Here is a 19015-nt window from a genome sequence, read left to right as displayed (position 1 = left end):
AATTTGTTCGTCGTCTTGCTTGTCATAGACCCTACTTCTCACAAGTTGGGGTCTCCGGCAAACCCGGGGCGGTTCAGACATAATTCCTCTAGCTTGCGCTCTTTCAGGTTGAATGCAGTTCGCCCTTCGTTGACGTGCTGATCGAGGTATGGTCCCGACACACATCCATGAAATGCAAGATCGTCATCACCGTTTCGGCTAACTCTAAGTACGCCGAGGAGTTTGTCGATTTTTCTGGGCTCAACTGTTCTGTCATGCGCCAGCAAATGCAGTTGATGTGTGCCATCTAAACCTGTGCTAGCCTCCGCCTTGCAGGTATATCCAATGATTTTCAGGACACCGAATTCTTTATGTTCTTCCGTCGATCCGTTGAACGCATCACCAACCACCAATTCAGACACAGCCTTGGGATATTGTGTTAAGTCGCCATCCAAATCGACCAACACTTCAGGCCCGTTCCCAACTAGGAAATCCGAAATAAAGTGCGCACTGAAGTAACGCAGGAATGTGTCTCTTCGCTTAGGAAATTGCCGTCGGTAGCTATCGTCGCGCAATCCCTTAAACATGACAACCGTTCCCAGACCATTGGGAGAGACACTTACTTCCGAGGGAGTGATTTTTTGAACCTGCTCACTATTTTTGAGTTCAAAATTGAAGGCCCTTGTCTTTAGCTCAGACCCATCCTTGTAGCGACTAACGACGACAGCGGACGAAAAGGCGTCAAGCCAATATAGGCGCCCAACGCCCTTACCACCCTTCTCGCTCTTGAAGTCCGTGTCGACCTCACAGAATGCTTCAAAGCGACTTTCATCAAGGCCAATACCGTTGTCTTTGACCGTGATCTGAACGTTGTCCACGTCAGACAAGCCATTCACCGTTACTTCGACTTTCCCGCGAATTTGCCCTTCGACTTCAGCTCTATCGTCGATTGCAAAAAGGGCATTGCTTACCGCCTCAAATAGGGGGAGTAATCCTTGAGCGGCCGTCGACGGCTTAGGTAGTTTGCGAACGCGGTTCTCAATATTGGGGGATAGTGTTGCCAAAATGAACTCCAGTATTTCTCTTAATTTTGTTTGGCCAGCGAGACCTAGCTCAACACCTCGCGTAAACATAACTGCTTGTGCTTGAACTCCAAGAAATGCACTCAGATATTTGGTTAATTCAGCCAGAATCTGGGATCAATGACAATTCATTTCGCCCCAGGCCATCGCATTTAAGCTCACGCACTTGTCACCCAAAATGCCCCCCGGCGCTCCACGCACCAACATGCTCACTGAGCATAGACCTAACCATCTGCAATTATTATGTTTTTATGCATTTTGGAGGCACCATTTTTTGTTCTGCAACACCTACCAACGCGTCTCGGATAGCCTCCGAAGAAATTGCAATTAAGCACGCACTCGCCATCAGTCTTTATTGCCGCATCCGCTGATAGATAGCTTTATCAATAAGCCCTCGAACTAGCTTGTCTACGTTCTTAATATCAACGCGTCGGCCAAATTCCAGCGGGCCCAGCTCAACAAATAGCTTTCCAAACACTTCATCAGCATAGCTACTCGAAACGAGCATGACGCCATCAAGATCAACGATGACTTTCCCAGCGTCAGCGAAATTCAAAATATTGAGCAGCTTTCTCCTTACGGGATCACCGGCAGCTCGCGAACCGAAACCCTCTGACTCTTCAGCAAGATCGAATATTATCGAACCATCTTCCTCCATTTGAAAGTGTGTGTCGATGTAATCTACTGGCGTATGTTTTTTTCCTGAAAAAACAAGCGCTTCTTCTAAGTCAACATCGTTCGCATATCCAATTCGACATGCAATCAAAGTACCCACGAAAGGGATATCTCGTCGTTTTATTTGAAGCCCATCTCGTTCAGTTGACTCAAGCGCAGCATACCCGGAAAGCAGTCGAAAAGAGCCAAGGCTTTTCTTTGATATTTGCCACGTTCCATAAAGACCGTTGCCTTGGCCGATAGCTTTGTCGCGCGTCACCCCCTCGCGAATGGCTGCATCCAGGGCTTCTTGATCGGATCTTATTTCAGGGCGGCTGGGGCGAAGCGAACCCGGCACCCCAATGCCTGCGTCGCCCACTACGAACTCAATTTCGGATCGTTGGCGATGATTGGTCACCTGCACCAATCCACCGACCGTAGATTGGGAGTGATTTATCACATTATCTGTAATCTCATTTATGGCCCACTCCATCACCCTGAGACCTTCTCTTCGAAAATGGCGCAATGCTGCAAGTAGGATTTCAAGTATCTTGTTTACTGCCTCATATTGTTCCTTGCCCGTGGCAAATCGTAAAGTCGGAGCGTGGGTGTATCCACGAAAGCGGCTTGGTTCAAATTGCCTGATATCGATAAGATGTGCCCAATTGGCATTCTGAAATAGACGGGACATTTTCGGATCCGTTGGGAGTTTTAAGCTCACGTCCACTCCGTCTTTCCAATACTTTTGGCACCTCACACACACAGCCACCATCTCAGCGGAAAATGCTTTGGTGCAGGCCGAAAAATCAAGCTCCAAATCTCGATAGCCCTTTGCGGTAACTTCATTATGCATCGCGGCCAAAACACGAGCACAGTCTGCCGCCACGAGATCCCCCTGGATCGATATTTTATTTCCTTCACTAGATACAGCCATCTCAATTTCCCCAAATATCAACCTTCCAGCAGAATAATCCTCAAAGCGAAACACGGCGAGCCCGGACCAAACCGCACCCCTTTTCATCATCCAATGAACGAAAAGGAGGCCGACACCAAAATCAACTCATGTGCTGACACCTGCAACCCCAGCTAGCAAGGACAATTTGCTTTATGACTCTTTGTATCATCGGCTGGATTTGTGTTTGTGCACATCAATCGTTTGACTGTGGACATTTTAGCGTCGTGTTGATCCGCGTGTGAAACACATTCGCAGCTCAAATCGGCCTCGTTAACTGACGTCTACTAGGCCTAATAATCAAGCCTTATAGGAAAGCCTAACCAAGAAGGGATAACCACAGCGATCCACCCCACGCCATCGCATTCAAGCGCACGCGTTTGTCACCCAGAATGACACCCAGGGCGCTCCACGCGCCAGTCGGCCCGCGATGTGCGAGACCTAACCACCTGTAATATCTGGAAAATTTTGGTAGCGGGAGAGGGACTCGAACCCCCGACACGCGGATTATGATTCCGCTGCTCTAACCAGCTGAGCTACCCCGCCGCCAGCCGCCGAATTTCTTCGGGCCGGACGGGCGGCATATAAGGTGCGGGCTGCTTCGGTGTCAAGCATGGTTTGGGCTTTTATTGCCGGTTGCTGCAATTGCTGTTTGCCGCTCGCCGGACAGGAGTTCACTCGCTGCGGCCTGCCGCCTGAAAAGATTGAACGAGCAGCCAAGACGCCATGCCGCACCCCTGCCAGGCGACCAGCCGCGTCGCTTGCCTTGCCTTGGCCTGCCATCGGGTCTAATCCCGTCATTCAAAGATCAGGACAATAAGAACACAGGACAAGCACCTGCCATGGAAAGTGCCCTCCCCCCCAGGATCGCCCCCAGAATCGTTGTCGTCGGATGTGGCTACTGGGGATCAAACCACGCCCGCACCTTTGCCGAGCTCGGCGCCCTTTATGCCGTATCCGACCGCAATCCGGAACGGGCCGTAGCGCTTGCGCAGATACACGGCGTGAAGGCCATGGCATTCGAAGAGGCACTGGCAGATCCTGCGGTCGATGGTGTGGTTCTGGCCCTACCGCCGCAATATCACGCCGATCAGGCGATCTCAGCGCTTGAGGCCGGCAAGCATGTGCTGGTCGAAAAACCGATCGCCCTGTCAGTGGCCGATGCGCGGCGCGTCGTGGACGCTGCGGAAAAATCCGGCCTTGTCGCCATGACCGGACATGTGCTGCGCTTCCATCCGGCCTTCGAGGCGCTTGAAGCCCTGATCGCAGCAGGTGATCTTGGCGCGGTCCGCTACATCCATTCCCACCGCGTTGGGCTGGGCAAGTTCCACGCCGAGAACGATGCCCTGTGGGATATCGCGCCGCATGACCTGTCGCTGATTCTGGCGCTCACCGGCGAAAAGCCGATCAGTGTGCGCGGCGTCGGCTCTGCCATGCTCAATCGCCTGTCGGATTTCGCCCATCTCCACCTGCAGTTTGCAAGCGGTGTGCGCAGCCATGTGTTTGCGTCGCGGCTCAATCCCTACCGCGAGCGCCGGCTCACCGTGATCGGCTCGAAGACCATGGCGGTGTTTGACGATGTCGCGCCCTGGAACCAGAAGCTCGCCGTCTTTCATCACAAGGTGTGGGAGGATGAAAATGGCTGGCAGTCCGAGATGGTCGATCCCGACTATGTCGCACTCCCCGATGGCATGCCATTGACGCGCGAATGCGCCCACTTTCTCGAGTGCATCCGCACCGGCACGCGGACCCGCACGCCGGTGTCCGATGGTCTTGCAGTGATCGAGATCCTGTCCGAAGGCACCGTCCGGCACGACTGACGCGCCGGACATTCTTCACACAGGTAGCATCAAACCCTGCAAGCGCGCCTCGCTGAGGGCCTGCTGCGGGCCTCAGGCGGCCGGCTGCAGCAGGTTGGACAGCATCGCCTCGGCAGCGGGCGAGCGCTCGGACCTGTCGATGAAGCCGCCACCGAATACGCGTGCTTCGTCACCCGGTGCTGAATAGAGCACACAGGCCTGCCCCGGCGCCACGCCGGCTTCGCCCTCGACAAGCTCTACCGAGATTTCGCCATCATCATCGACGCGCAGGATCGCCGGCCGCGGCGGCCGTGTCGAACGCACCTTGGCGAAACACGCGAGCCCTTCGGCACCAATGTCATTGAGCGGCAGGTCGCCCAGCCAGTTCATGTCGCGCAGAATCAGACGCCGCGTGTCGAGCGCCTCGCGCGGGCCGACGACCACGCGCCGCGAGCGCGCGTCCAGATGCACCACGTAAAGCGGATCACCCGTCGCCACACCAAGGCCCTTACGCTGACCGATGGTGTAATGAACGATCCCGGGATGTTCGCCCAGCACGGTGCCATCAATATGAACAATGTCTCCCGCCAGCGCCGCATTGGGCTTCAGCTTGGTGATCACATTGGCGTATTTGCCCTGCGGCACGAAACAGATGTCCTGGCTGTCAGCCTTGTCGGCGACGCTCAGTCCCATTTCCTCGGCCAGCTCGCGGGTCCTTATCTTTGGCAGTTCGCCAAGCGGAAAACGCACATAGTCAAGCTGGTCCTGCGTCGTGGCAAACAGGAAGTAACTCTGGTCGCGGTCTGAATCGATCGGCCGGTAGAGCGCCCGTCGCCCCGGATTGTCAGGCGTTGGGTTGGCACGCGAGCGGATATAGTGCCCCGTCGCCAGCGCATCCGCGCCCAAATCGCGCGCAGTGGCCAGCAGATCTGCAAACTTGACGGTCTGGTTGCAGGCAACGCAAGGGATCGGCGTTTCGCCGGCGACATAGCTTTCCGCGAACGGATTGATCACCGCCTCGCGAAAACGCTTCTCGTAGTCGAGAACATAATGCGGGATCCCGAGCGTTTCACAAACGCGCCTTGCATCATCAATGTCCTGCCCCGCGCAGCAGGAGCCGGCGCGGTGCACGGCGGCACCATGATCATAAAGCTGCAGCGTTACGCCCAGCACATCATAGCCCTCACGCGCGAGAAGACCCGCAACGACCGAGCTGTCAACGCCGCCGGACATGGCGACCACCACCCGCGTATCGCGCGGGTCCTTATCAAAATCGAGACTGTTCACTGGCTTCCCCGGCATTCAACAGCGTTCAAGGCGCTGATCAAGCGGTTGCAAAAATGTCCGCATGGACTGTGTCTTTATAGGATGTCCGGGGCCAGGCAACAAGATGCCCGATCCCCGCAGGCCAATTGGCCGCAAGCCGGCAAAGCACCCTGTGCCAAAACTTACCAAAACCTTGCCGGGCCCTTAGCCAATTTTTAAACCCCAGCCTGTAGTCTCTGCTCGATAGGTCTTGAGTATGTAAGAGAGTCCAATGACCGAAATGGTACGACCCCGCGTCAAATATGTCATCGGCCCCGATGGGAGTCCGTTGACAATTGCCGATCTGCCTCCTGCCAACACCCGACGTTGGGTGATAAGGCGCAAAGCTGAAGTGGTGGCCGCAGTTCGCGGCGGCCTTCTCAGCCTAGAGGAGGCTTGTGATCGCTATACACTGACAGTTGAGGAATTCCTCTCCTGGCAGTCCTCTATCAGCGACCATGGCCTTGCCGGCCTGCGCACGACGCGCATTCAGCAGTACCGGCATTGATCCTGGCCCCATGATCCCCTCACGGGGTTCATGACAAGGGCAACCCGCTTGATCAGATATAAAACAGCACCAGCGTGGCGGAAACCCCGTCGCACTGGTGCTGTGCCTATATTGACGTGAACCGGTGTTGATAACCGGTCTCGCGTTTCAGCACGATTCCGCGCTGGAATAACCATCATTGTCCCCTGCCAAACGGCGGGATCAGACGGATGTCGTCGGCCCGATGCGGCTGACAAGTCCGTGCGCGATCGCCGCCATCAGCGCCGAACCTGCATAAAACCAGAGGCCGGGCTGGGAAAATGCCTGCGCAATACCGCCTGTCTTTGCCGCGACAATCACCAGAGCCACCAGAACGACATCCATCAATGACCAGCGGCTCAGATGCGGCAGCGCCCGCATGACAAATCCGGACCCCGGCGAAAGCCCGACTGCTTCGGCTGAAATCGCCACCAGCTTGACCACCGGAAACACCACAGAAACCAGCCCAACCACCACGGCCAGCACCGGATCATCGCCGGTCCAGAGGGTACCGATCACGCCCAGAAGTGACGGCGCCTGGTCAAAAAAATACAATGTTTCAAATCGCATCAGCGGCAACACGATGCCCAATGCGAAAAACAGTGGTGCAAACACCAGCGACAAGGCAAGCATCAGACGCATCAACCCACTCCCTGGTTCAAGTTCTGGCCCCTTTGGTCCAATGTCCCACAAGCCAAAACGGTCGATATTCCCTGAAGCTTCAAATCCCGTTCCGCTTCAAACGTCCATGCGCTAGTTTCATGCGACGGCACGGATCTCCATATCTGAGTGCGGACGGGATTGGCAAACAGGAGCGACAATGCAGATCACCGAGGAAAACACTTCATCCGGCGGGCGCTACATAGCGAGCCTTGACGGAGTAGAGGCCGAAATGACTTTTTCGCGCGCTTCGCCGCAGATGATCATCATCGATCACACCGGCGTCCCCGACAGTCTTCGCGGCAAAGGCGTCGGACAGGCATTGGCGCTTCACGCAGTTGAGGCGGCTCGTGCCGGAGGATGGAAAATCATCCCGCTGTGTCCCTTTTTCAAGGCACAGGCGCAACGGCATCAGGAATGGCGCGACGTGGTTTCGTGATCGGCATTTAAACTGGAATTTCAGATCATTACAAGCCTGGGCAGGCGCCGCAGCCAGGACGGTGGCGCGCTAGAGCCAGGCAGCAGGTCACACGAAAAAACACTGAAAGCGCGGGCAACCACCCACGCCTGACCCGAAGGTCATTTTCAATGTATTCCCAGTCCGGGCGTTAGCTCAGACTGCGCGGCTTGACCGATGTCCAGCATCGCGCACTTCCAGTGCGGCTGCCTTGTCGAACTCGGCTTGCGCTTCTTCCAGTGCCAGCTCTGCCGCATCAAGCTGCACCTTCAATTCACGAATTGAAGTCTGCAGATTGTCGGATCGCTGACGCGCAGCCTTGGCGAAGGTAGGATAGGCAAAATGGGAAGGGTCGGTGTTTCCGGCCTTTTTTTCCTCGGCAGTGATCTGGTACTCCAGTTCAGCTGCCATCTTTTCCATTTCTGCCATCATCAGTTGGATCTGCCCAAGCTGACGGGTTTTCTCATTGACCTGAAATTGCTTCAGGCGAACATGGCTCTCACGCGACTTCATACGCAATACTCCCGTGATGCGAGATCCCGGTTAATGAAACTCGTTACACTGGCAAACTCGCCAGTCCCGATTCCCGAAAAATGACCACGACGTTAACTTTTTGCCCGCCGTGGTAACCATTCGTTTACGGGCATCGTTAATACTAACGCTCATGGTTTAAGGCGGGGTAAACGGAAAACATGATTTTTTTCGCCCGTCATTCCGGAGTCCTTTGAATCACTTGGCGATGTTTCTTGATGTTAAGCGTCAAGAAAATCCAAGAGTTTTTTTGGAATGAAATCAGGAGTCTGCCAGTGAAAATTAACATTCGATAATGGTTGCACAACCTGAATAGAATTTGTTAACCATTCCATGGCAGCCTCCAAATCAGGCAACGACTGGATCCGTATCGCGTAAGTGGATCACAAAAACCTTACGGCGGCGGAAAAGGGGATTAATATGCGGGTTCTACTGATCGAGGATGACAGCGCGACAGCTCAGAGCATCGAATTGATGCTGAAGTCTGAAAGCTTCAACGTGTACACCACGGATCTGGGTGAAGAGGGCGTCGATCTCGGAAAACTATACGACTATGACATCATTCTGCTCGACCTCAATCTGCCGGACATGTCCGGCTATGAAGTCCTGCGCACTCTGAGGCTTTCCAAAGTCAAGACACCAATCCTGATCTTGTCCGGCATGGCCGGCATTGAAGACAAGGTTCGCGGTCTTGGATTTGGCGCTGATGACTATATGACCAAGCCGTTCCACAAGGACGAATTGGTGGCGCGCATTCACGCTATCGTGCGGCGCTCCAAGGGCCATGCCCAATCGGTCATCACCACCGGCGACCTGGTTGTCAATCTTGATGCGAAAACCGTCGAAGTTGGATCACAGCGGGTTCACCTCACCGGCAAGGAATACCAGATGCTGGAGCTGCTTTCGCTCCGCAAGGGTACGACCTTGACCAAGGAAATGTTCCTCAACCATCTCTATGGCGGGATGGACGAGCCGGAACTGAAGATTATCGACGTCTTCATCTGCAAGCTTCGCAAGAAACTCGCAACCTCGGCAGGCGGCAAGAACTACATCGAGACAGTCTGGGGCCGCGGTTATGTTCTGCGCGAGCCGGACGAAAACGAAATCCTCGAAAGCGCCTGAGTCCCCCTTTTTCGGGCTGGAACATGAAACAAAAAAACCCGCCGATCCGGCGGGTTTTTTGCGCTGTCCAAAACACTGAGCGTGGCACTCACATGTCTGCGTCTATACGCAGCAAGCGGTGGTCGAATTGTGAAGATCAGGCCGCGACGGCGTAAGGCGCAAAGGCTTCAGTCAGGCTACGACGATCAAACGGCTTGAGCAGGAAGTCATCTGCACCGGCACGCTTGCCGGCCATCATCTGTTTGAATTCTTTTTCGATCATAAGATAGTAGATGCGAACCTCTTTGCCGCCCTCCATCTGACGCACGGAAGAAATCAGATCCAGCGCCCCTGTCATGCCCGCATCAACGCACAAAACATCAGGCAATTGCGCATCACACATGATCATCGCCTCACCGGCATTGGAAGCCTCGATGACAAGATAATCCAGTCCGGTCAGGATGCGCTTGGCAACCTTGCAGATAACGGCGGAATCATCGGCGATCATAAAGCGGCGCATGGCGCTTCTCCCTTGGCTTCTTCCTGGCGCACCCGTATGCGGATGCGCCGTCATTGGAAGCAAGACTAGCTCAAGGGAGCGAACATTTCGTAATCAGACAGGCTTAACGGAGCGTTGCCGACCAAATGAGCTGATGTCTCAGACCGCAGCCTTGGGTTCTGCTGTAAATACCACTTCATCAGCATTTGCCGTGCAGGAAAGGGTAAGCCCGGCTTCATCAGCCAGAAGCACCGTATAATAGGGCTGAATGGAGTGGGCATCGATCGCCTCTTCCACATTGCCCGAATATATCTCCAGGAATTTCGGCGGCACCCGCACCATCCGGCCCGTGCAGACCAGACGGAACCGCGGATTAGTTTCCGGTGTTTCAATCGTCACGACGATCTCGCCGCCACGCGGAATTGCGCCGTAAGCGACAAGAAACAGATTGAGCAGCAGCTTGACCTGGTTCTTGGGAATGATTGCGCGCGGTCCGGTCCATTTCACTTCGGTCTTCTTGTCAGCCGAAACAAAATCGATAACCGCCTTTTCAGCTTCACCGGTGTCGATGGATGCACCGACCGATCCCGACGCGCCAAAGGCGAGCCGTGCAAACTTGAGCCGGACGGACGCATTGAGCGCACTGGTGCGGATCAGGTCCATGGCGTCGGCATCAGCACCGCCTTCATCCAGCAGCTCAAGGCCGTTGTTTATCGCGCCAACCGGCGAAATGATGTCATGGCAGACGCGGCTGCACAAAAGTGCAGCAAGATCCGGACCCGCCAGGGTCAGGTTGTGGTTTTTCGACATCAAGAATCTCCTCTTTGTGCCCCGCACGTCGAATCGGCTGGGCAGCAAAATCGCACCGGGTGCCTTTAATCGCAAGCGCCGTCCGCCAGAAGCTGGAATATTAGCCAACTGTCGACAACCCTTGAAAGATCTCGCCCTAAAGACACCACATTTGGTAAACTGCTTATTAAGATCGTCACGCCACAATGTGATCAATCTTTCCTGCGGTATTTACCGACCCATCAACGGAGTGGACCCTATGATCGCGTCCCGCCTTTGCCTTCGCGCATTCGCCACCTTATGCCTTTCAGTGCTGTTCATTTCTGGAACAGTGCCGGGAGCAAACGCGCAGGCGGCGAATTCGTCGCAATACAACATGCAGGAGATCATCGACGCCGGGCATGGTTTTTTCGGATCCACATCCGGCGGCCTGGCCAAACTCGTCGAGAAGGTATTTCAGTCCTACGGTCTGCCAAACGGCTACATCCTGGGTCAGGAAGCTTCAGGTGCCCTGATCGGTGGCCTCACCTACGGCGAAGGCCAGCTTTATACCAAGAATGCCGGGCAGCATGATTTGTTCTGGCAGGGACCGTCGATTGGATGGGATTATGGCGGCGATGGCAACCGAACCATGATGCTGGTCTATAATCTCCCAAGCGTCGAAGGTGTCTATGGCCGGTTTGGCGGTGTTTCAGGCTCGGCCTACGTGCTTGCGGGCTTTGGTATGACTGTGCTCAAGCGCGACGGAATTCTGATGATCCCCATTCGCACCGGCGTCGGCGCACGTCTGGGCATCAATATCGGTTATCTGAAAATGACCCCGACCCCCACCTGGAATCCGTTCTAGGCTCTTTCTAGCAAATTGATTTGGATTAAAGCGGCCGTAATCGGCCGCTTTTTCGTGAAAACAACACCTCAGGTTTTTACTTTCAAACGTCACTTCTACCTCTTGTCGCTTGCCGATTTGGTCCGGTCATGCTTAATGCACTCGCAAGTTCAGCTGGGCACATCTTGAGCCCCGTACGTAACAATGTGGATACGGTGTGATCGAGTTCGTCCTGTTATTTGCGCTGGGTTTTCTGGCCGCCGCCCTCGTAGCGTTGATCGTAGCCCCGATCATTCAACGCCGCGTGGTGAGCTTGACCGAGCGCAGAATCCGCGCCAGCGTTCCCTTGTCTGCAGCCGAAATCCGCGCTGAGAAGGACATGGCAAGAGCGGCTTTTGCGGCAGAAAACGCTCGTCTCTCGGTCGACCTCAAGCACAATCGGGACCAACTCACCGAAAGTGTTGCGCGGGGAACACGACTGAGCAACGAGCTGATCGCGATCCGCGCCCAGAAGCTCAACAACGAAAAATTGCTGGAAGAGCGCGATGCCAGCATTCGCAATCTGAGCTCTCAGGTGCATGACCAAGACGCCAGGATCACCACGCTGACAGGAAACTTCAGCGACGCAGCGCGACTGGCAGAAGCCCGCAAGCACGAAATCGCCATGCGCGACGACCAGATCAACCGACTGGGCTCCGAGATCGAGGAACTTCGCATCGATCTCGTGACGCTCGATACCGAAGCTGAAAATTTCAAATCCCAGATCCGCGAACTGCGCACCGAACGCAATGCGCTGCGCGAGTCGCTGAAAGACACCGAGTCCACCAATCGCGATCTGGAAAACCGGCTGAAAAGCCACGACGACAAGCTGTCCCAGAACGAGGAAAAGCTCTCCAAGACAATAACCGCACTCACTGACCGGGAGAATGCGCTCGAACGCAGAATTGCGGAAGTCGATCGCTTCAAGAAGAAGAACCGGGAATTGTCGGACGAACTGCGCGCAGCCAAGATCGCAGTCAAGGAAGCCAACAGCCTGGCCAGGAAAGCCGCCGCCGGCAGCCGGAATGGCGCGACAAGGCCAGAGACGCCAATAACCGAGCCTGAGCAGGCCGAGAGCGACGCCGACGATACTGCAGCTGTTGCAGTCGACGAAGAGGCGATCGATCTGCAAACGATTGAAGCCGCTCCACAGCCGGTTGCTGAGGTTCGTCAGGACCAACCTGCTCCAAAGCAAGCGGTAGCTGCTCAAAACCCACCCAGGCCACAGGCTGCGCCGGCCAAGGCGCCCGTCGCCGAAGACATGTCCGAAGACGAAAAGATTGACCGCCTGCGCGCCCGTCAGGCGGCACTCATCGAGAGATTGCTGAAAGCCGACAAGAGCGGCAATGACGCTGCCCTGCGCCGCGAAATCGCGATGGTTGCCGCGTTGATGGTGGAGCTGACAGCCAGCAGGGATGGCAAATCCTCACCGATCCACAACATCCTCAAAGGCAGCGAAGACCCGACCCTACCCGGCAGCACCGATCCAAGCCTGGCAGCGCGTGCGCGCGAAATGCTCACCAGCAGCAATTGAAAGCTGTCTAAGCCCCTGCCCGTCCCATGCGGGTAGCGGCATGCCAGAGCGCGATGCCGCTCGCGGTCGCGACATTGAGACTGTCCATCCCCGGCGCCTGCTCTATCCTGAGCGTCTTTATCCGCGCGATGATAGCCTCGGGCAGCCCCTCGCCTTCGGTGCCTGCAAGCAGCGCCAGACGACGGCCTGGAACATAGGCGCTCAGTGCCTCGGCGCCGCGCGGCGACAACCCGGCCACCTCAAAGCCATGCTCTGACAGCGTCGTCACCAGATCGCCGATCGAGCCTGCCCGGCAGAACGGAACCCGGAGCGCAGCTCCAACCGAAACCCGGATCGCCTTGCGGTAGAGCGGATCACAGCAGGAGCTATCAAGCACCACGCCATCGGCGCCAAACACGCCGGCATTGCGGAAGATGCCGCCGATATTGTCATGATTGGAAATGCCGCAGGCGGCGACAAGCAGCGCCTGCTCCGGCAAGTGGGACAGAAAATCCGAAAACGACACAGCCGGCACATGCCGGCCCACGGCCAGGATGCCGCGATGCATGGCGAAGCCCACTGCAGCGTCGAGCACCTCGCGCCCGGCCACGTAGATTGGACAGCCAGGGTCGATACGTTCGAGAAGATCGGTTAGCCCGTCAATCCGGTTTTCGAGCATCAGCGCCTTCTCGATGACAAAACGCCTCGCCCCGGTATCGGTCCCAACATCTGCATCCAGAAGCGCCTGCAGCACGACCCGGCCTTCAGCGATGAACAGATCACCGCGGCCGGCGAGATCCTTGTCGCGCATCTGGGTGAACTCGGCGATGCGCGGATCGGACGGATCCTCCACCCTGATGAGCCGCGCCCGGCCTTGCCATTCCATGATCAGCGATTGATCACGACAATGTCGCTGATGATGCGGCCGACCGAAATATCATGAATGATCAGCCGTCGTGATCCGTCGGCGGCACGGCCGAAAAAGCCGATCCGCGGGCCATCGAGCGAGACATTCTCGACCACGAAACCGGCAGGAAGCGAAGCCACGCCTTCAATCGGCGCATCGGAAGGCACATTGAGCGAAGAGCCTGCGACAAGCGGGCCGTTGGCTGCAGTGTCGTCGGATCGCGTGAATTTATAGACAAGCGCGCCCAGCACGGTCATAAGACCGATGAACATGATGCCGATCGACACGGCCAGCAGCCGTACCATCTTACGCCGGACTTTTTCCATCTCGGGATCGAGCGGCTTTTCCTCGAGATCGTCCTCGTTGATTTTCGACATTCCAATTCCTTGCCGGGCGGACCCTGATAGTGAAGAACGCGACACCGTTTACCGAAGCTGAGACAGATAGGGAAGCCCAAGACGTGCCGGGCAGCCAGCAAGGCAGCCAAACGCTGGTCGCGGGCGACGATGACGAAGGCCGGCTCGATGCCTGGCTGGCGGCGGAACTGGAGCCCGACCTGTCGCGCAGCCGCATCAAGGCGCTGATCGAGGCTGGTGCGGTTACCGTCAATGGCGTGGCGGCGAAACAGGCCAAGCACAAGATCCACCCCGGCGACCGGGTTGAGCTGGAAGTGCCGGACCCCGAGGATCCCGAGCCCATCGGCGAGGATATTCCGCTCGAAATTCTCTATGAGGATGACGACCTCATCGTCATCAACAAGCAGGCAGGCTTGGTGGTGCATCCGGGTGCGGGCAACTGGACCGGAACACTGGTCAATGCGCTGATCCATCATTGCGGCGACAGCCTGTCGGGCATTGGCGGCGTACGCCGGCCCGGCATCGTGCACCGGCTTGATCGCGATACCACCGGCGTCATGGTCGTGGCCAAGAACGATCTGGCGCACCGTCACCTGGCCGAACAATTTGCCGACCACGGCCTGACCGGTCCGCTTGAACGGGCCTATCAGGCGATCGTCTGGGGCAAGCCGCAGGGCCTCAAGGGCACCATCAATGCGAGCCTCGGCCGCGCCAAGGATCGCATCCGCCGCGCCGTGCGCACCGATCATGGCGACGATGTCCGCCATGCCGTGACCCATTACCTGGTCTGCGAACGCTATGCCGAAAAACCCGATGGCACCGCCGCAGCCACGCTGGTGGAATGCCGGCTCGAGACAGGACGCACCCATCAGATCCGGGTGCACATGGCCCATATCGGCCATCCGCTGATCGGCGATCTCGATTATGGCGGCGCCTTCAGGACCAAGGCCAACCGCCTGCCCGACGATATCCGCGAAATCGTCAACGCCTTTCCGCGTCAGGCGCTGCATGCATTTTTGCTGGTGTTTGAGCACCCCGCAAGCGGCGAAACCCTGCGGTTCGAGGCAGCCATGCCGGCCGATATGGAAAATTTGCGTGCGGCCCTGGCGCGGCTCTAACACCGGTCAGTACCCGCGTTCACGCGACCGTGATATGGCTTGCATCTTGATACCGGCTTTTGCCACAATTAAATGCCACTTCAGGAAAGCTCGGATGCGATGTCCGGTCCGAGCCATCAGGCCTGCCGCAAGGAGGCCGATATTCGGGATAAGGGGGTGCTGTCATGGCCCAAGTCAAATTGCCGTCGATTTCGGCGGGCGAGAACGGTCTCAACCGCTACCTCGCTGAAATTCGCAAGTTCCCAATGCTGGAGCCGCAGGAAGAATACATGCTGGCCAAGCGTTTCCTCGAGCATGAGGACACCAAGGCCGCACACAGGCTCGTCACCAGCCATTTGCGCCTGGTCGCCAAGATTGCCATGGGCTATCGCGGCTACGGCCTGCCGATCGGCGAAGTCATATCCGAAGGCAATGTCGGCCTGATGCAGGCGGTCAAGAAATTTGACCCCGAGCGCGGCTTCCGGCTTGCCACCTACGCCATGTGGTGGATCAAGGCCTCGATCCAGGAATACATCCTGCGCTCGTGGAGCCTCGTCAAGATGGGCACCACCGCCAACCAGAAGCGGCTGTTCTTCAACCTGCGCAAGGTGAAGAGCCGGATTCAGGCTGTCGAGGATGGCGATCTGCGCCCCGATCAGGTGGCCGAAATCGCCACCAAACTCAATGTGTCCGAGGCAGAAGTGATCTCGATGAACCGTCGCCTTGCAGGCGATGCGTCGCTGAACGCGCCGATCCGCGCCAGCGAAGGCGAATCCGGCCAGTGGCAGGATTGGCTGGTCGATGATTCCGAAAACCAGGAAGACATGCTGGTCGAACAGGATCAGCTCGAAACCCGCCGCGCCATGCTCAACAGCGCGCTCGGCGTGCTCAACGAGCGCGAAAAGCGGATTTTCCAGGCCCGTCGTCTGCGCGATGACCCGATCACGCTGGAAGATCTGTCGACCGAGTTCGACATCAGCCGCGAGCGCGTGCGCCAGATCGAGGTTCGCGCCTTTGAAAAGGTACAGGACGCGGTGCAGAAAGCCGCCGCCGCCCGCGACAAGGCACTGGTAACGGTCGACGACTGACCGCTCTCACCTGACCGAGTTTGAAACACCCCGGAAGCGCCCCCGCTTTCGGGGTTTTTTGTGGTCTGGGGTTTGCGGGTGGGACGGCCTCGGCGCCCCAATTCCTTCGTCATCCTCGGTGCCCTCCCGTCATGAACCTCGGCACCTCCCTTCGTCATCCTCGGGCTTGACCCGAGGATCCAGGCACAAACCGCCTGATCTTTTGGCTTGGCTTTGGGTCCTCGGGTCAAGCCGAGGATGACGACGGGGGGATGTCGCCGTCGGTGAGATCGCGCTCGCCCCTCACTTCGGAATATGCGGCGTATCCTTCCCTTCCCTGCCCCCATCACCACGCACACCAAAAACCCGCGCGCGAAAAACTCGCCGGCGGCCTGGGGCATCTGCATGTCCGAAACGGGTCCGGACTCGTGGGGCGCGGGCGAGAGGCCCGTGGTGGAATGGAGATGTGGCTTGGCGCAGTCACCCGCGCCCCACCGGTGAGGGACACCTGCACCTTCCGGGCGCAAGTGGGCCTCCTTCGCGAAGATGGATCAACGCAGTCCCGGGCGGTTCGTTCTGTTCGGCTGAACCGCCAGCCGAACCCGCCCTTGCCTGCCCGCTCCCGGTCTCGATACCGTCCAGCGTGACAGGCCTTGTCAGGACCGGCGTCCTTAAACGACGCCGCCGGTGCTGGCGCGGACCAGCAGTCTCCGGTTCCGGCAAAAATGCCGGGGTGTTCCCATCGCCGAGCTTCTGGCCTGCGGATACGGTGCCCGCACGCCAAAACTCACCGCCTCCCGTCGGCCAAGGCTCCGTCAGCCCCGGCCATCCGTGTGTGACGGAAGGTGAGGTCAGTGTGGCACGGCGGGAAAGGGTGGGGAAAAAGTTGGCGGATTTTTGGGTGGGACGAGTGGGAACTTTGGGCGGCAAGCGGACGTTAGGTGCGATGCCCACCACGGGCGGCCCAGCGGACAACGCTGCGCTTAAGTCATGCTGCGGTGAACTCTGCTCCAGCTCCTACGTCGCGCTCTCAGTCCGACGGACCGGCTAACCACAACACCAAAACTTCGCAGTGCAGTTTTTTCTAGACAGTCCCGGCCTGAGCTACCACACTGTGTCTGCCAATCGGAATTCAATAAAGCACAATGAACGCTGCGAGGATCATCTTTGTACTGGTATGTATGGTGACGACAACTCTGTTGGCGTTTGCTTCAGGTGTACTCACGCTTGGGGATATGGTGCTGTCTTTGGCGATAAGTTTGCCTACTCTTTTGGTCGTTTACTCGTTTGTGGAGGCCCCCGCGCAATTTATGGATGCACTTTGGGGGTGGCTTCGATTTTCATGGCAAGCAATTGCTGGATTGTTCATGATATTAACCTCCATTTTCGTAACGATTGTGTCAGTGCTGTTTCGAATGGGTCTCAAGCTTCTGATTGGCATTGTTTATCTTGTTTTCCCAGTTGATTTGATTCCTGACTTTATTATTGGACTTGGGCAGTTGGACGACTTGATGGTCTTCATTATTCTCTTCATCTGGGCGCTATCTAGTGGGATTAGAGCGGAGGGAATCAGCATGATCCGCTTTAGTTTTCCAGATGTGCCGTTTCCTAGAGGCTTGACGCTGTGGCGCGACTTATTCGGTTTCTAGGCGTAGTTTTCGGTGGTGTTGTTGCATCGGTGGTTGCGGCACCGATTATTGCGAGACTCTTTGGGAACGAGATAATTGTCCAGCCGACCGTCTATGTTCCCAGCCAAGGATCATATGATTTAGTCACTGGGATCGGAGGATTTGCACTCGGTGGCTTTATTGTTGTTGGAATAGGATTTGTAATTTACGTTATAGCTAAGCTACTGGATGGCACGTTCTTCTGAAATATTGTCTTGCTTTGGCGGAGCATGTAGGGAGCGGGGGACATAAGCTCTCTCCCAAAATCTGCTTGCCAAAACCGTTCCTTTTTGGCCTCAGCCGCGCACCCGCAAAAGTTGCTGAGAATTACCGCGCCATAAACCCTTGGCGAAATCCTGTTTGATATTGACACTTTTTGACCGTGCCTCAGAGAGCGGCTACTGGTTCGATGCGCATCGTCGAGGTCGATAAAGGCTCCTTGCTGCCTTTCGCTGCGATCGACACGAACGTCTCCGTTAGGCCGACTTAGGCACCACAGCACTCTCATCACACAGGCCGGCATGCGGTTCTTTCGATAACCCAATTACTCCGTTAGAACGGGTCTTAGAGTTCAATATGGAATGCCTTTATATGAGCCGCCCCCAAAAACCTCTGTCCAAGGCGATAGATATAGCCGCTTCGTCAAAAGCTCTGGTGCGGCACGTGCAAGGAATGGAACCTTTCGATACGAAGGCTCCATTGGAAGAGTTTTGCGGATCGAGCTTGTTCAAAGCTCAAAACAGCATCTCGCCTATGCTCCTTGCATTGTCGATGGAGTTGGCTATGAAAGCATGGGTTGTCTATGATGGAACGAAGAACGATGTTCCAAGGGAACATGATCTCTCAAAATTATTCTCATATACTTCTTTGGCGACACAAGAATGTCTCAAGGCAAGATACGATAGGGAGATTGCCCCTCGTCACCCAAGTTTCATTTACCTAGACGATGGGTTGGAACGCACTCTGGAAAACGCGCGCAATGCGTTTGTTCAATGGCGTTATGTTCACGAATTGGAAAGGGCACACTTCGACGTGAGTGTCTTCATAGAAACAATCGAAATGATCTTGTCCGAATTTGAAAGTAGAATCGTTGTCGTGAAGCACGCGCCGCCGCTCTCTCGCTATTGAAGTTGGGTTTGGGTAGCGGCTGCGGGATCCGAAGGACTAGCAAAACCAATGGTTCAACGTCTGTCGGAGTAGCCATCACAG

The 19015-nt window shown here is 56.3% G+C and carries 18 protein-coding genes, 1 tRNA gene and 1 pseudogene; 10 read left to right on the top strand and 10 right to left on the bottom strand.

What is annotated here, in order from left to right; translation table 11 throughout:
• Positions 1–749: 749 nt before the first annotated feature.
• The 3 genes and pseudogenes from WNZ14_RS23080 to WNZ14_RS23070 form a co-directional block, all read right to left on the bottom strand.
• Positions 750–1112 (bottom strand): annotated as a pseudogene (locus WNZ14_RS23080) (ATP-binding protein); the annotation flags it as partial.
• Positions 1113–1413: 301 nt separating this feature from the next.
• Positions 1414–2649, bottom strand: coding sequence for an STAS-like domain-containing protein (locus WNZ14_RS23075; protein WP_342871031.1), 1236 nt, complete (start codon positions 2647–2649; stop codon positions 1414–1416).
• Positions 2650–3136: 487 nt separating this feature from the next.
• A tRNA-Met gene (locus WNZ14_RS23070) sits at positions 3137–3213 on the bottom strand.
• A 320-nt stretch (positions 3214–3533) separates the two neighbouring features.
• Between WNZ14_RS23070 and WNZ14_RS23065 the strand changes: the two genes are divergently transcribed.
• Entirely contained in the window at positions 3534–4487 is a 954-nt protein-coding gene (locus WNZ14_RS23065; RefSeq protein ID WP_342871037.1) for a Gfo/Idh/MocA family oxidoreductase, read from the top strand.
• A gap of 72 nt (positions 4488–4559) precedes the next feature.
• Here the strand turns inward: WNZ14_RS23065 and mnmA are convergent, their stop codons facing one another.
• Positions 4560–5768 carry a tRNA 2-thiouridine(34) synthase MnmA gene (mnmA, locus tag WNZ14_RS23060; protein ID WP_342871030.1) on the bottom strand — a complete coding sequence of 403 codons (1209 nt, stop codon included), beginning with the start codon at positions 5766–5768 and terminating at the stop codon, positions 4560–4562.
• A gap of 235 nt (positions 5769–6003) precedes the next feature.
• Between mnmA and WNZ14_RS23055 the strand changes: the two genes are divergently transcribed.
• Positions 6004–6279 (top strand): DUF1153 domain-containing protein, encoded by a 276-nt coding sequence (locus tag WNZ14_RS23055; RefSeq protein WP_269389244.1) that lies wholly within the window; start codon positions 6004–6006, stop codon positions 6277–6279.
• A 201-nt stretch (positions 6280–6480) separates the two neighbouring features.
• Here WNZ14_RS23055 and WNZ14_RS23050 read toward each other — a convergent pair whose 3' ends face one another.
• Positions 6481–6939 carry a paraquat-inducible protein A gene (locus WNZ14_RS23050; protein WP_342871029.1) on the bottom strand — a complete coding sequence of 153 codons (459 nt, stop codon included), beginning with the start codon at positions 6937–6939 and terminating at the stop codon, positions 6481–6483.
• A gap of 178 nt (positions 6940–7117) precedes the next feature.
• On the opposite strand from WNZ14_RS23050, the gene WNZ14_RS23045 reads away from it, so the two are divergent.
• Positions 7118–7396 carry a GNAT family N-acetyltransferase gene (locus WNZ14_RS23045; RefSeq protein ID WP_342871028.1) on the top strand — a complete coding sequence of 93 codons (279 nt, stop codon included), beginning with the start codon at positions 7118–7120 and terminating at the stop codon, positions 7394–7396.
• A 174-nt stretch (positions 7397–7570) separates the two neighbouring features.
• Here the strand turns inward: WNZ14_RS23045 and WNZ14_RS23040 are convergent, their stop codons facing one another.
• The gene (locus WNZ14_RS23040; RefSeq protein ID WP_342871027.1) at positions 7571–7927 is read right to left on the bottom strand and encodes a flagellar export protein FliJ; all 357 of its coding nucleotides are present in this window, start codon (positions 7925–7927) and stop codon (positions 7571–7573) included.
• A gap of 438 nt (positions 7928–8365) precedes the next feature.
• Between WNZ14_RS23040 and ctrA the strand changes: the two genes are divergently transcribed.
• A complete protein-coding gene (ctrA, locus tag WNZ14_RS23035) occupies positions 8366–9067 on the top strand; it encodes a cell cycle two-component system response regulator CtrA (RefSeq protein WP_097105788.1) in 702 nt (233 codons plus the stop codon).
• Between the two features lie 136 nt (positions 9068–9203).
• On the opposite strand, the gene WNZ14_RS23030 is transcribed toward ctrA, so the two are convergent.
• Positions 9204–9566 carry a response regulator gene (locus WNZ14_RS23030; RefSeq protein WP_342871026.1) on the bottom strand — a complete coding sequence of 121 codons (363 nt, stop codon included), beginning with the start codon at positions 9564–9566 and terminating at the stop codon, positions 9204–9206.
• Positions 9567–9704: 138 nt separating this feature from the next.
• Entirely contained in the window at positions 9705–10355 is a 651-nt protein-coding gene (locus WNZ14_RS23025) for a histidine phosphotransferase family protein (RefSeq protein WP_342871025.1), read from the bottom strand.
• Positions 10356–10593: 238 nt separating this feature from the next.
• Here WNZ14_RS23025 and WNZ14_RS23020 point away from each other — a divergent pair, with 238 nt between their 5' ends.
• Together WNZ14_RS23020 and WNZ14_RS23015 are read left to right on the top strand one after the other, a co-directional pair.
• Complete coding sequence (locus WNZ14_RS23020) at positions 10594–11181, top strand: EipA family protein (RefSeq protein WP_342871024.1); 588 nt, start codon at positions 10594–10596, stop codon at positions 11179–11181.
• Between the two features lie 196 nt (positions 11182–11377).
• Positions 11378–12733: a hypothetical protein gene (locus WNZ14_RS23015; RefSeq protein WP_342871023.1), complete on the top strand. Its 1356-nt coding sequence runs from the start codon at positions 11378–11380 to the stop codon at positions 12731–12733.
• Positions 12734–12740: 7 nt separating this feature from the next.
• Here the strand turns inward: WNZ14_RS23015 and WNZ14_RS23010 are convergent, their stop codons facing one another.
• Positions 12741–13598 (bottom strand): RNA methyltransferase, encoded by an 858-nt coding sequence (locus WNZ14_RS23010; RefSeq protein WP_342871022.1) that lies wholly within the window; start codon positions 13596–13598, stop codon positions 12741–12743.
• A 2-nt stretch (positions 13599–13600) separates the two neighbouring features.
• Entirely contained in the window at positions 13601–13996 is a 396-nt protein-coding gene (locus tag WNZ14_RS23005; protein WP_342871021.1) for a hypothetical protein, read from the bottom strand.
• An 83-nt stretch (positions 13997–14079) separates the two neighbouring features.
• On the opposite strand from WNZ14_RS23005, the gene WNZ14_RS23000 reads away from it, so the two are divergent.
• From WNZ14_RS23000 to WNZ14_RS22985, 4 genes are all read left to right on the top strand, one after another.
• Positions 14080–15093 (top strand): RluA family pseudouridine synthase, encoded by a 1014-nt coding sequence (locus tag WNZ14_RS23000; protein WP_342871036.1) that lies wholly within the window; start codon positions 14080–14082, stop codon positions 15091–15093.
• 164 nt (positions 15094–15257) lie between these two features.
• Positions 15258–16160, top strand: coding sequence for an RNA polymerase sigma factor RpoH (rpoH, locus tag WNZ14_RS22995; protein ID WP_342871020.1), 903 nt, complete (start codon positions 15258–15260; stop codon positions 16158–16160).
• A gap of 1163 nt (positions 16161–17323) precedes the next feature.
• Positions 17324–17788 (top strand): DUF1232 domain-containing protein, encoded by a 465-nt coding sequence (locus WNZ14_RS22990; RefSeq protein WP_342871019.1) that lies wholly within the window; start codon positions 17324–17326, stop codon positions 17786–17788.
• A 609-nt stretch (positions 17789–18397) separates the two neighbouring features.
• The gene (locus WNZ14_RS22985; RefSeq protein ID WP_342871018.1) at positions 18398–18934 is read left to right on the top strand and encodes a hypothetical protein; all 537 of its coding nucleotides are present in this window, start codon (positions 18398–18400) and stop codon (positions 18932–18934) included.
• The last annotated feature ends 81 nt before the right edge of the window (positions 18935–19015 follow it).

Source organism: Hoeflea sp. AS60 (assembly GCF_038900115.1).
Lineage (GTDB): Bacteria > Pseudomonadota > Alphaproteobacteria > Rhizobiales > Rhizobiaceae > Hoeflea.
The sequence above is the reverse complement of the archived record's forward strand: the minus strand, read 5'-3'. Positions and strand labels throughout refer to the sequence as shown.

What these genes read in the sequence shown, in the direction of transcription:
- WNZ14_RS23075 (WP_342871031.1), bottom strand. Translation starts at nt 2,649, where the DNA reads ATGGCTGTATCTAGTGAAGGAAATAAAATATCGATCCAGGGGGATCTC.
- mnmA (WP_342871030.1), bottom strand. Translation starts at nt 5,768, where the DNA reads ATGCCGGGGAAGCCAGTGAACAGTCTCGATTTTGATAAGGACCCGCGC.
- WNZ14_RS23055 (WP_269389244.1), top strand. Translation starts at nt 6,004, where the DNA reads ATGACCGAAATGGTACGACCCCGCGTCAAATATGTCATCGGCCCCGAT.
- WNZ14_RS23050 (WP_342871029.1), bottom strand. Translation starts at nt 6,939, where the DNA reads ATGCGTCTGATGCTTGCCTTGTCGCTGGTGTTTGCACCACTGTTTTTC.
- WNZ14_RS23045 (WP_342871028.1), top strand. Translation starts at nt 7,118, where the DNA reads ATGCAGATCACCGAGGAAAACACTTCATCCGGCGGGCGCTACATAGCG.
- WNZ14_RS23040 (WP_342871027.1), bottom strand. Translation starts at nt 7,927, where the DNA reads ATGAAGTCGCGTGAGAGCCATGTTCGCCTGAAGCAATTTCAGGTCAAT.
- ctrA (WP_097105788.1), top strand. Translation starts at nt 8,366, where the DNA reads ATGCGGGTTCTACTGATCGAGGATGACAGCGCGACAGCTCAGAGCATC.
- WNZ14_RS23030 (WP_342871026.1), bottom strand. Translation starts at nt 9,566, where the DNA reads ATGCGCCGCTTTATGATCGCCGATGATTCCGCCGTTATCTGCAAGGTT.
- WNZ14_RS23025 (WP_342871025.1), bottom strand. Translation starts at nt 10,355, where the DNA reads ATGTCGAAAAACCACAACCTGACCCTGGCGGGTCCGGATCTTGCTGCA.
- WNZ14_RS23020 (WP_342871024.1), top strand. Translation starts at nt 10,594, where the DNA reads ATGATCGCGTCCCGCCTTTGCCTTCGCGCATTCGCCACCTTATGCCTT.
- WNZ14_RS23010 (WP_342871022.1), bottom strand. Translation starts at nt 13,598, where the DNA reads ATGGAATGGCAAGGCCGGGCGCGGCTCATCAGGGTGGAGGATCCGTCC.
- WNZ14_RS23005 (WP_342871021.1), bottom strand. Translation starts at nt 13,996, where the DNA reads ATGTCGAAAATCAACGAGGACGATCTCGAGGAAAAGCCGCTCGATCCC.
- rpoH (WP_342871020.1), top strand. Translation starts at nt 15,258, where the DNA reads ATGGCCCAAGTCAAATTGCCGTCGATTTCGGCGGGCGAGAACGGTCTC.
- WNZ14_RS22985 (WP_342871018.1), top strand. Translation starts at nt 18,398, where the DNA reads ATGAGCCGCCCCCAAAAACCTCTGTCCAAGGCGATAGATATAGCCGCT.